The sequence below is a fragment of the Planctomycetota bacterium genome (genome assembly GCA_035384565.1).
Taxonomy (GTDB): Bacteria; Planctomycetota; PUPC01; order DSUN01; family DSUN01; genus DAOOIT01.
In genome coordinates, this window is sequence record DAOOIT010000005.1 from 105,732 (window position 1) to 117,810 (window position 12,079).

General features: G+C 69.6%; 7 protein-coding genes. All 7 read left to right on the plus strand.

What is annotated here, in order from left to right; genetic code table 11:
- Positions 1-87 precede the first annotated feature (87 nt).
- The 7 genes from PLE19_03420 (at position 88) to PLE19_03450 (ending at position 12,079) form a co-directional block, all read left to right on the plus strand.
- Positions 88-1,029 (plus strand): DUF58 domain-containing protein, encoded by a 942-nt coding sequence (locus PLE19_03420; protein HPD13968.1) that lies wholly within the window; start codon positions 88-90, stop codon positions 1,027-1,029.
- A complete protein-coding gene (locus PLE19_03425; protein HPD13969.1) occupies positions 1,029-4,088 on the plus strand; it encodes a PA14 domain-containing protein in 3,060 nt (1,019 codons plus the stop codon). The genes PLE19_03420 and PLE19_03425 overlap by 1 nt, the downstream gene beginning before the upstream one ends.
- Positions 4,085-7,306 (plus strand): hypothetical protein, encoded by a 3,222-nt coding sequence (locus PLE19_03430; GenBank protein ID HPD13970.1) that lies wholly within the window; start codon positions 4,085-4,087, stop codon positions 7,304-7,306. The genes PLE19_03425 and PLE19_03430 overlap by 4 nt, the downstream gene beginning before the upstream one ends.
- A gap of 72 nt (positions 7,307-7,378) precedes the next feature.
- The gene (locus PLE19_03435; protein HPD13971.1) at positions 7,379-7,768 is read left to right on the plus strand and encodes a hypothetical protein; all 390 of its coding nucleotides are present in this window, start codon (positions 7,379-7,381) and stop codon (positions 7,766-7,768) included.
- 1 nt (position 7,769) lies between these two features.
- Positions 7,770-9,737: a hypothetical protein gene (locus PLE19_03440; GenBank protein ID HPD13972.1), complete on the plus strand. Its 1,968-nt coding sequence runs from the start codon at positions 7,770-7,772 to the stop codon at positions 9,735-9,737.
- A 193-nt stretch (positions 9,738-9,930) separates the two neighbouring features.
- Positions 9,931-10,905, plus strand: coding sequence for an aldo/keto reductase (locus tag PLE19_03445; GenBank protein HPD13973.1), 975 nt, complete (start codon positions 9,931-9,933; stop codon positions 10,903-10,905).
- Positions 10,898-12,079 carry a Gfo/Idh/MocA family oxidoreductase gene (locus PLE19_03450; GenBank protein HPD13974.1) on the plus strand — a complete coding sequence of 394 codons (1,182 nt, stop codon included), beginning with the start codon at positions 10,898-10,900 and terminating at the stop codon, positions 12,077-12,079. The genes PLE19_03445 and PLE19_03450 overlap by 8 nt, the downstream gene beginning before the upstream one ends.

Genomic DNA, 12,079 nt, shown 5'->3' on the forward strand with positions numbered 1-12,079 from the left:
TCACTTGTCCCACAGGTCCCACCCGTCCCACCGGACCCGTGGGACTCCTAAGACCAGTGGGACCCGTGAGACGAGTGAGAAGCATCCATGGCCGAACCAACGACTGCCCCGAAGTACATGCGCCTCCTCGACCCCGAGGCCCTCTCGAAGATCGGGCGGCTCGAGCTGCTGGCCCGCGGCGTAGTCGAGGGCTTCGTGGCCGGCCGCCACCGCAGCCCCTACCGGGGCTTCTCCGTCGAATTCGCCGACCACCGCGAGTACGTCCCAGGCGACGACCCCGACGACCTCGACTGGCGCGTCTACGCCAAGTCTGACCGCTATTACATCAAGCGCTACATCGAGGAGACCAACCTCCGCTCGATCATCCTGCTCGACGCCTCGGGCTCGATGAAGTACACCGGCGACCAGGCGGCCCGCCGCAACGGCAAGCGCCTCTCGAAGTTCGAATACGGCCAGTACCTCGCCGCCAGCCTCGCCCACCTCATGATCCACCAGCAGGACGCCGTGGGGCTCGTGACCTTCGACACCAGGGTCCGCCGCTACATCCCCGCCCGCAGCCGCTCCAGCCACCTGCGCTCCATCCTCGAGGAGCTGGACAAGACCGAGCCGGGCGCCGAGACCGCTCTGCCGCCGATCTTCCACGACATCGCCGAGCGCATCCACCGACGCGGCCTGATCATCATCATCTCCGACCTCTTCGACGACCCCGAGCAGATGATCAATGCCCTGCACCACTTCCGCTACCGCAAGCACGAGGTCATCGTCCTCCACGTCATGGCCGAGGAGGAGTTCAGCTTCCCCTTCGACCGCTGGAGCCTCTTCCGCGACCTCGAGGTCGCCGGCCAGAAGGTGCAGCTCGACCCGCGCTCGATCCGCGCCGCCTACCTCGACGAGATTCAGAAGTTCATCGGCCGCCTCGAGAGGGGCTGCGGCCAGATGAACGTGGACTATGTGCCCATGACCACGCGCCGCGACTTCGACGTGGCGCTGACCACCTATCTGGCTCGCCGCAGGAGCCTGACGAAGTAATGAAGTTCAACAATGCCCTCATGCTGATCGGCCTCGTCGCAGTGCTCGTGCCGATCTTGATCCATCTGCTCAATCGCAGCCGGGCCAAGGTGCTCGACTGGGGCGCGATGCGCTTCCTCCTGGCCTCGCTCACGTCGCAGAACCGCCGCATCCTGGTCGAGGAGATGATCCTGCTGGCCCTCCGCTGCCTGCTCGTGGCCTTCGTGGTGATGGCCATGGCCCAGCCGTTCCTGCCCACGCGCTCGAGCATTCCGTGGGCCGTCACGCTGCCGGCGTTCCTCGGCGCCGCCATCGCGCTCGGGGTGGCAGCGGCGATGTGGAGCTATCGCCGCGCGCGCTGGCTGCTCCTCGCGGTCGCCCTCGTGCTCGGCGCGGTGGCGGGCGGAGCCTCCGCTCTGGAACAGTGGTGGCAGGAGCTCAAGTGGGCCGCCGGCCGCGGCGAGCGCGACGTGGCCCTCGTGCTCGACGCCTCGATGTCCATGACCCTCAACGTCGAGGGCAAGACGAACTTCGAGCGCGCCGTCGAGGAGGCGCGCACGCTCATCAACGGCTGCAAGCCGGGCGACGCCGTGTGCCTGTGGCTGGCCGGCCCCGTGCCGCGGGCCGTGGTGGCCGCCCCCACCGCCGACCGCCAGCAACTCGCCGCCGCCCTCGAGGGCCTCGCCCCCATGGGCGGCACCATGGCCGTCCTCGAAGCCATCAACGCCGCCGCCCAGTCGCTCGCCGACGGGCACAACGTCACGAAGAAGATCGTCCTCCTCACCGACGGCCAGAACGTGGGCTGGGACCCGCGCTCCGAGGCCCGCTGGCGCTTCCTGGCCGAGAGCCTCAAGGCCCTGCCGGTCCCGCCGCAGATCATCTGCCGCCGCCTGCCCTTGCCCCAGACCCTGCGCAACGCCGCCGTGGCCGACCTCGCGTTCTCCCGAAAGGTCGTCGGCACCGACCGCTCGGTCCGCATCAGCGTCAAAGTGATGAACACCGGCACCGTGCCCCTGCGGCCCGAGGCGGTCGAGCTGAGCGTGGACGGCGCCAAGGTGGCCACCGAGAAGCTCGCCACCGACATCCCGCCGAAGGCCGCCGAAACCGTACGCTTCGACCACCGCTTCGAGCAGGCCGGGCCACGCCTCGTCTCGGCCCGCCTCGTGCTCCACGACGCCCTCGCCGCCGACAACACGGCCGACCGCGTGCTCCACGTGGTCGAGAAACTGCCGGTGTTGCTGGTGGACGGCGTGCCGTCGCCATCCCCATTGGGCGGTGCGGCCGCCTTCATCGAGATCGCGCTGGCGCCACGCGGCACGCCCGAGGAGGATGAGCCGACGGCGCCCGACGTGCCCGACGAGGACCTGCCGCCCGAGGAGGCCGCCGCCCGTAAGGCAGCCGCGGCGCGCGAGGCGGCCGACGACTTGCGCTTCCTGGTCGAGGCCACCGTGGTGCCCGCCCCCGACATCGCGACGGTGAAGAGCTTCCGCGACTATGCCGTGGTGATCCTGGCCAACGTGCCGGCCCTGCCCACCGAGGTGGCCAAGAGCCTGGTGGGCTTCGTGCAGGCCGGCGGCGGCCTGCTCATCGCGCCCGGCGCGCGCGCCAGGCCCACCTTCTACAACGCCTGGGCCACCCCCGGCTCCGAGCCTGTGGCCCCCGCCAGCCTCGCCGCACGCGCCGACGTGCAGGAGAACCCCGCGCGGGTCGAGCCCAGGAGCTTCACCCACCCCGCGCTCCAGCTCCTCGCCGACCCCAAGGCGTCCGACGCCGCCCTCGCGCTCGTGAAGTCGTACTGGAAGCTCGACCCCGACGAGCGCGACCCCGCCGTGCGCATCGGCGGCCGCCTCGGTACCGGCGAGCCGTTCCTCGTCGAGCGCACGCTCGGCAAGGGCCGCATCCTGCTTCTCGCCACTTCGCTCGACCCCGCGGGCGGCAACCTGCCCGCCCTCAAGAGCTTCGTGCCCATGCTCCACGAGGCCCTCGCCTATCTCGCCACGCCCGTGATGCTCGACTCCAACGTCGCGCCCGGCACCGAGGTCGTGCTCGAGCTGCCCGAGCGCTCGGGCGGCGCAGGCGCCACACGCGGCAACGGCCTCCGGGGCGAATACTACCAGGGCAAGGACTTTCAGCGCCTCCGCGCCACCCGAGTGGATGCCACCGTGAACTTCGAGTGGAGGGCCGCGCGCCCTGCGCCCGCCGTGGAGGCCGACGGCTTTTCGGTGCGCTGGACCGGCTGGGTCGTGCCGCGCGAGTCGGGCACCCACACCTTTCACGTCCTCGCCGACGACGGCGTGCGCCTGTGGGTGGACGGCCGCCAGCTCGTGGACGCCTGGCGCGGGCAGAACCCGACCGAGTACTTCGCTGCAATGACCCTGGAGGCGGGTCGCCGCTACCCCATCAAGATGGAGTTCTTCGAGGACACGGGCGACGCCACTGCGAAGCTCTACTGGACGTGTCCGGGCCGCGGCAAGGAGATCATCCCGCAGGCGCAGCTCTATGCCGCCGCGGTCGGCGGCCCCTCGGCCCCCACGCGCGAGGACGAGGTGGCCGAGGTTCTCACCCCCTCGCAGCGCCGCTGCCCCGCGAGGCTCGCACGCGACAACGGCGCGTTGCGGGTCAGTTTCGCCGAGACCCAGGAGCCCGGCCTCTACCTTCTCACGTTGCCGGCCGGACTGGCCGAGCTTTACACACCGCCGGGCGCCGAGGGCAAAGGCATTCCGTTCGTCGCCCTCAGCCGCGTGGAGGAGAGCACCATCGAGCCTCTCACCGCCGCCGACCTGGAACTCGCGAAGCAGAGCGTGGACCTCTTCGAGACCGAGCTGACCGACGAGGTGACGGCCAAGGTCTTCGGCGGCGTGCCGGGCGAGGACCTCTGGAAGTACTTCATCATCGGAGCCCTGCTCGCGCTCCTGGGCGAGATCGCCGTGACCCGCTGGATCGCCGTCCAGCGTCGCCTCGGCGCCACGCCCACCGTGCTCTTCGGCTCCGAGGTCGTGGACGTTCAGACCTTCCGCGACCGCGCGAAACAACTCCTCGCCGTGCCCGGGGCGGCATCTGAGACTGTGAGCAAGCCGTGAGCCCAGTGTACGAGCCGCACAAGATTCTCCCCATCCGGTTGCCCGCCGCAGGGGCGCTGCTGCTCGCGGCGGCGCTGGTGGCCGCGTGGGTGATGGTGCATGCGCTGCGGCGGCGCAGCGACTCGCGCTGGCGCCGCGGCCTCCTGCTCGCGGCTGGGCTGGGCATCGGGTTCCTGGCGCTGCTCGCGGCACTCGACGTGCTCCAGCGCGTCGTGAGCTTCGCCACGAACTGGTGGCTGTGGCCCATCGCGCTCGGCGGGGCGGCGATCGTGGAGGCTCTGCTGCTGCTCTACGCGCTGGAGCGGCGCATCGTGCCGCGCCGCGTGGGCACCGCACTCGTGGCCCTCCGCTTGGCCATGGCGCTGCTCGTGGTGCTCATGCTCGCCCAGCCCGTGCGGTCGGTGGACCTCAGCCGCACGCTTCAGCGGTTCGTGGCCGTGCTGGTGGATGACTCGGCCTCGATGCACGTGCCCGACAGCCAGATGACGCCTGCGGAGAGGACGCGCCTGGCCGAGGCGCTGTCGCCCGACGTGCCGGTGCGGCCCTGGCGCCTCGAGCGGGCCGCCACGGCCGTCCGCCCGGCCCGCGAGAAGCTGGCCGCGCAGGCCGACTGGTTCGCCGCGCTGCGCGACGCGAAGCCCGAGGCCCGCCAGCGCCAGCTCGAGGGCAGCCGCAAGGCGACCGTCGCGGCTCTCACCGAGGTCCGCCAGGCCGTCGCCGATCAGATTGCGGCCATCGCAGCACCCCTTCAGGGCAAGGTCGCCCTCGACGCGCGCACGACCGCGGCCGCCACCGCGCTGCGCGATCAGCTCGCCACCGAGGTCCACGACCGCCTCGGCCAGGCCCTCGACCAGTTGGCCGCCGGCCGCCTGCCGATGGTCGCGCGCGACCCCGAGCCGGTCCTCGCGCTCCTCCGCGGCGCCGCCGAAAGCCTGGCGAAGCTTGGGCCGCGCCTGATCGCGCTCGGCGACGCGCTCGACGAGGCATTCTACAACTCCCTCGGCAGCGTGGACCGCGCCCGCATTGACGCCGTGGCGCTCAAGGAGCGCTTCGCCCTGGCTCAGGACCTGCTGCATCGCGCCGCGAAGGAGCCCGGCGCGCCGCGCCGCGGCCTCCTCGGCGATCTGAGGGCCGACTACGGCGTGCGCCTGTACACCTTCGCCGCCGCGCCGGCCGAGGTCAACGTAACCGAGGGCCTGCACCAGACACCGCGGCCCGCGCCCGCGAAGCAGGAGCCCGGCGCCAAGGAGCCGAGCCCCAAGGCGGCCGAATTGCCCGCCGAGCAACAGAAGACCGATATCGCGGCCGCCCTCGAGAAGGTGCTCACGGAGATGCCCGAGGACCGCCTCGCCGGCATCGTGATGCTCACCGACGGCCAGCACAACGCCGCCAGCCGCGTGGAGCCGCTCGCCCGCCGCATCGGCCTCAAGCAGCTCCCCGTGTCGTCCATCGTCTTCGGCGGCAGCGTGAAGCCCACCGTGGACGCCGCCGTGGTGGGCATCGAGGCGCCCGAGACCGTCTACACCAAGGACAAGGTCTACATCCACGCCGACCTCAAGCTCGACGGCCTCGCAGGCAAGACCGTGCGCGTGACGCTCTACGACGGCGACCAGCCCGTGGACTCCGACGAGGTGAAGGTCGAGAGCGACAAGCTCCGCACGCGCGTGCAGCTCGCCGACGAGCCGCGCGACTCGGGCCTCCACGCCTACCGCGTCAAGGTCGAGGATGTGCAGGGCGAGGTCCTCGCCTCCAACAACGAGCACGGCCTTTCCGTCAGCGTCACCGACGACCAGACCCGCCTCCTCCTCGTCGAGGGCCGCCCCCGCTGGGAGTTCCGCTACCTCAAGAACCTCTTCGCCAGCCGCGACAAGACGGTCAAGCTCCAGTACGTGGTGCTCCACCCCGACGAAATCCCCGGCCAGCCGCCGCGGCCCCGCGTCCACGCCTCGGCCGCCCGCCCCAAGGACGAGCCCGAGGCCACCCACCTGCCCGAGAACGAGGCCGAGTGGATGAAGTTCGACGTGATCGTCCTCGGCGATGTGGAGCCCGAGGCCCTCAAGGACGAGCACATGAAGGCCCTCCGGCGTTTCGTCGAGGACCGCGCGGGCACCCTCATCGTCATCGCCGGCCCGCGCCACATGCCTCACGCCTATGCCAACACCCCGTTGGCCGACCTGTTGCCCGTAACCCTCAAGGCCGACGCCCAGCCCGAGCCGTGGCTGCGGTCGCCCGACGACTCGTTCCGCATCGAGCTCACGCCCGAGGGTCGCGAGCACGTGATCACCCGCCTCAAGGTGGACCCCGCCGAGAGCCTCGAGGTCTGGGCCTCGCTGCCCGACCTGCACTGGCGGCACCCCATCGCCACCACCAAGGAGGGCGCGATGGTGCTCGCCTATGCCCTGCCCCCCACGCCGCCCGACTTCCTGCGCCCCAAGGCCGACTCCGAGGTCCCCAGCGAGGAGGTCATCCGGCAGCGGCAGCAGTTCATTCGCGAGCACGCGCTCCTCGCCATCCACAACGCCGCGCTCGGCCGCGTGATGTTCCTCGCCACCGACCACACTTGGCGCCTCCGCTACCGCGTGGGCGACACCCATCATCACCGCTTCTGGGGCCAGGTGCTCCGTTGGGCCACCGCCGACAAGCTCCCCGCCGGCACCAGCCTCGTCAAGCTCGGCACCGACCGCCCCCGCTACTCGCCCGACCAGCCGGTGCGCGTCCGAGCCCGCCTCACCCAGCCCGACCTCACACCCATCCAGAGCGACGACGTGTTCGCCGTGGTGACCCAGGCCGACAAGGTGGTGTTGCGCAAGAAGATGGAGTTCGTGCCCCGCTCGCAGGGCCTCTACAACGCCGACCTCGGCAAGCTCGACGGCGGCACGTACCGCGTCGAGCTCGAGGCCCCCGCCGCCAAGGGCCTCCTCGCCGCTGAGAACGTCGAGAAGGTGGCCACGGACTTCTACGTCGAGCCGGCCATTCCCGCCGAGCAGATCGAGCTGTCGGCCAACCGCGGCTTGCTGGAGTCCATCGCCTCGCTCACCAACGGCGCCGTGGCCGATGTGGCTCACGCCGCCGACGCCCTGGCCGCGCTGCGCGAGCCCAGGCTCCTCCTGCCCGACCGCCGCGAGTGGTCGCTGTGGAACTCCTGGCCGCTGCTCGCCCTCATCATCGCCCTGGGCGGCGCCGAGTGGTTCATCCGCAAGCGCGCCCGGCTCGCGTAATGCCCCTGTTGTGCCGCCGTTCCCATTGAGTACAATACGTTGGGTTGCGTCCCAAGCGAGCGGAGAGGCCCGATGGTTGCAACGCGCCTGGTCCGCCTTGCTCTTCTCTTTGGCGCGGTTCTGTGTGCGGGGGCGGGCTGCGCCCGGGTCGCGCGCCACGGCCCCGACGGGCCGATCATCTCCTGGCGCGACGCCGCGAAGCACACCGGCCAGTTCGTCACCGTCGAAGGCACCATTGTGCGCACCCGCAACACCGGCAAGGCCTGCTTCCTGAACTTTCACCCCAACTGGCGCGAGACCCTCGCCGCCGTCATCTTCGCCCGCAACTTCGGCGCCTTTCCGCCCGAACCGGAGAAACACTACCGCGGCAAGAGCGTCCGTATCCGCGGCGTCATTGTCGAGTATGAGGGCCGTCCCGAGATCATCCTCGAGTCCCCCGACGATATTGAGGTGCTCCCCTGAGATGCAGTTCCCCCGAATGGTCCGCGTCCGCCAGCAGCTCGACGACGAGCGGCTGGCCAGCCCCCGCGAGACGGCCCGGAACGAGACGGCCCGCCTGCTCGCCGGCGCGCCCATCCGCCGCGGGCAAACGGTCGCCGTCACCGGCTCCAGCCGCGGCATCGCCAACATCGCCGAGATCCTCGCGGGCGCAGTCGCCGCCCTCAAGGACGCCGGTCTCCAGCCCTTCGTGTTTCCCGCCATGGGCAGCCACGGCGGCGGCACCGCTGAACGTCAGGCCAACGTGCTCCACCACTACGGCGTCACCGAGGAGGGCGTGGGGGCGCCCGTCCGCTCCTCCACCGACGCTGTGAAGCTAGCCGAGACGCCCGAGGGCGTCCCCGTGCTCTTCGACCGCATCGCGGCGGGGGCCGACCACGTGTTCGTCGTGAACCGCATCAAGCCGCACTCGCACTTCATCGGCCCGTGCGAGAGCGGCCTGACGAAAATCCTGCTCATCGGCGCGGGCAAGCCCGAGGGCGCACGCCTCTACCACCGCGCCTTCGCCAGGTTCGGCTTCCCGCAGACCTTCCAGGCCGCACTGCCCGTCCTCCTCCAGCACATCTCCGTCCTCGGCGGGCTCGGCATCATCGAGAACGGCCTCGACCAGACGGCCCGCGTCGTGGGCCTCCGCGCCGACCGATTCCTCGCCGACGAGCCGGCCCTGCTCGAGGACGCCAAGCGCCGCATGGGCAAGCTGCCTTTCGGCGACCTCGACGTGCTGATCGTGGACCGAATGGGCAAGGACATTTCGGGCGTGGGCATGGACACCAATGTCATCGGCCGCGACCGCCCTGGGCCGCGGACACAGGTCATCTTTGTCCGCGACCTCACGCCCGCGAGCGAAGGCAACGCCAGCGGCATCGGCCTCGCCGACGTCACCGTCCGTCGCCTCATCGAGAAGATGGACCCCAAGGCCACCTTCCTCAACTGCGCGACAGCGCTTCACCTGCACCTGGCTCGGGTGCCGTATGCTTTCGACACCGACCGCGAGGCACTGGAGGCGGCCTTGCGGTCCACCATCGCCCCGACGCCTGCCGAGGCCCGCGTCGTCTGGATCCGCGACACCCTCTCCCTCGGCGAACTCGAAGTCTCCGAGGCCCTCCTTGATGAGGTGAGGGCAAACGAGCGCCTGAGTGTTTGCGGCGACGCACATTCCATCGATTTCCACCCTACAGGCTCTCTTGTGGATGCCTTTCCCTGCGCGGGTACGGGTGGAGATGAGCAAACCGTGAGCCACCGCCAGCCTGAGCAGATGGTGGCCGAACTGAATGCGATCCTCCAGGGTCGGAGGGAGTTCGTCTTCCGTGAGTACCCTAACATCCGGGGCGCTATGCGGGAGCCATACGGATGGCCAGAGTTCGACCCCTTGCGGCACGAAACATGTCTCGCGATTCTGTTCGGCTTGTACCAGGCAGCGATCACCCTAACCAACCATTTTCTCGAGAAGCTTCTTAGGACGGCCTTGACGTACCACGACCTCCTGAAGAACAAAGCCTCATTGGAGAAGTCAAAGACTGAGGGGCGCGCTCTGCCGGCTCTGATGGGGGCGCTGGCTGACGCCAGCAAGCCTTACGAAGGCAAGTCTCTGGAAGACAACATCAATCGAGCTTGTACCCTGGGGTTGATCACGAAGAAGCAGAAGAAGCAGTTGAAGGTGTTCAGAGATGGTCTCAGGAACGCGTACAGCCACGCTGATGCGGACAAGACATTAGGCGGTACGAAACTGCCCGCACACGCCATTAGGCTAGAGGATGGCACCTTTGTGCGCGACTCCAGCGGGGACGTGGAGGCATCGAAGTTCCTGCTCGCAACTGGCATCCTCCAGGTCTACCACGCACAACAGAATGCATGGCCTTATTTTGCGTACATCGATTCGTTGGCAAGGGAGGTTCTTGGCAAGCTCGCGCCGGCGGAAGCTGGACAGTGCTAGCCCATCCGGTTGAGACCGGATACTCATGAGTTCATAGCCTAGCGCGCGGCGGGATAGGGGCCGGCAGCGACAGGCTTCTTGGGGCGAGGGTTCACGACGGCGCCGAAACCCTCCAGGGTGCGCGGGCCGAGGATCGCCACGTCGCCGGGCTGGCCACACTTGACGCCCCCACGCGGCGGCGTATGATGCTGGCATGAGCACGATCACCCGCCGCGACGTTCTGAAGGCTTCTCTCGCCGCGGGCGCAGCGCTGCCGCTGGGCTGCGCGAGGCCCCAGGCGCCCACAATATCCCAGAGCGAGCTGCCGCGGCGAGTCCTGGGCAAGACGGGCGCCCGCGTAACGATCCTCGGCCTGGGCTGCGCCTGGATCGCGAAGGACCCCGCCACCCCCACCCGCGCCGTCGTGGAAGCCGCGCTCGATTGCGGCGTGCGCTACTTCGACACCGCGCCCAACTACGACCGCTCCGAAGAGAGCCTCGGCCCCCTGCTCAAGGGCGTGCGCGACCAGGTGTTCCTCGTGACCAAGCTCGACCACCTGAGCGCGAAGGAGGCCGAGGCCGACCTGCGCCAGAGCCTCAAGCGGCTGCGGACCGACCACGTGGACCTGTTGCTCCTCCACGGCGTGGGCATCCCGAACGGATGGGAAGACGTCCGCCGCATCACGGCCGCCGACGGTGTGCTCGCTTACCTTCGCAAGGCGAAGCGCGACGGGCTTACGCGCTTCATCGGGATGAGTGTCCACCCGCCGCACGGCCCCGCCCTCGAACTGCTCGACCGCGCCGCCGACCTCGACGTGGCGATGCCGTTTCTGAACGCCCTCGCCGTGGCCGAGCACGGCGCCGCTCTGGCAGAGCGCTGCCATCGCATGGGCATGGGGCTGGCCGCGATGAAGGTGCTGGGCGGCGAGGGGCAGTTGGCGAAGGACTACGACCGCGCCTTCCGCTATCCGCTGAGCCTGCCCGGCGTGGCGTGCGCCGTGGTCGGGGCGAAGAGCGCGGCCGAGGTGCGGCGCGCGGCTCAGGCGGCGCGGGAGTTCCGCCCGCTTTCCGCCGCGGAGATGCAACAGGCCGCGAAGGCCGGGGCGCGGCTCGTCGCGGCCGCCGCTGGCGACTATGCGCTGCTCCGCCCTCATTTCGCGCTCGATGCTGGAGGACACTGCCATGTCTGAGGCGTCCATAGGCCGTCGTGACTTCGTGGGAAGGCTGGGCCTGGGGTCACTGGCGGCGGTGGCCGCCGAAGGGCTGGCCGCGTCGGCGCTGGCGGGCGAAGCGCCCAGGAAGGAATGGACGCCGACCACCGACCGCAAGCTGCGCGTGGGCATCGTGGGCTACGGCGTGTGCAGCTTCGGCGCTCAGTTCGGTTTCCAGGACCACCCGAACGTCGAGATCGTGGCGGTGAGCGACCTCATTCCCGAACGCCGCGCCGCGCTGATGAAGGCCTGCCGATGCGAGAAGTCGTACGATTCGCTCGAACTCCTCGTGAAAGACCCGAAGATCGAGGCTGTGTTCACGGCCACCGACGCCCCGAGCCACGCGCGCCATTCGATGCTCGTGCTCAACAGCGGCAAGCACTCGATGACCGCCGTGCCCGCCGTGTGGGGCTCGCTGGAGGACGCCGAGAAGCTGGCCGAGACGGTGCAGAAGACGGGCCTGAAGTATATGATGGCCGAGACGAGCTGCTTCCACGACGACTGCTACGCGATGCGGCAGATCTATAACGCCGGCGGCTTCGGGCGGCTCGTCTACTCCGAGGGCGAATACTACCACTACGTGACGGCACCGATCGACTCGTATAAGGGCTGGCGGATCGGCACGCCGCCGCTGTGGTACCCCACCCATTCGACCGCCTACTACATCGGCGTGACAGGCAAGCGGTTCACCAGTGTATCGTGCGTCGGCTTCAAGAGCGACAAGCCGTGGTACCAGCCTGGCGCCAACAAGTACGACAACCCGTTCGGCGACGAGGTGGCCCTCTTCCAGACCAGCGAGGGCGGGGCGTCGCGCATGGGCATGTGGCACACCGTCTTCTCACGCATCAGCGAGACGGGGCGCGTCTTCGGCGAGAAAGGCTGGATGGACGGGATGAACTATCGCGGCAGCCTGCGGCCGCTGCCCGATCTCGCGCGGCCGCCCCTGCCCCCCGGCGTGCCGGCCGGCGGCCACGGCGGCTCGCACGGCAACCTGATGCACGAGTTCGTCACGGCCATCCTCGAGGACCGCGAGCCGATGGTCAACGTCTACGAGGCCCTGGCCATGACCGTGCCGGGCATCGTCGCCCACCAGTCCGCGCTCAAGGATGGTGAAACGCTCAAGATCCCGCAGATCGAGCGCCCGAAGGCCTGA

Bases quoted from the DNA above. Each gene is read 5' to 3' on its own strand.
- PLE19_03435 (HPD13971.1), top strand. From the start codon at position 7,379: ATGGTTGCAACGCGCCTGGTCCGCCTTGCTCTTCTCTTTGGCGCGGTT.
- PLE19_03445 (HPD13973.1), top strand. From the start codon at position 9,931: ATGAGCACGATCACCCGCCGCGACGTTCTGAAGGCTTCTCTCGCCGCG.
- PLE19_03425 (HPD13969.1), top strand. From the start codon at position 1,029: ATGAAGTTCAACAATGCCCTCATGCTGATCGGCCTCGTCGCAGTGCTC.
- PLE19_03450 (HPD13974.1), top strand. From the start codon at position 10,898: ATGTCTGAGGCGTCCATAGGCCGTCGTGACTTCGTGGGAAGGCTGGGC.
- PLE19_03440 (HPD13972.1), top strand. From the start codon at position 7,770: ATGCAGTTCCCCCGAATGGTCCGCGTCCGCCAGCAGCTCGACGACGAG.
- PLE19_03420 (HPD13968.1), top strand. From the start codon at position 88: ATGGCCGAACCAACGACTGCCCCGAAGTACATGCGCCTCCTCGACCCC.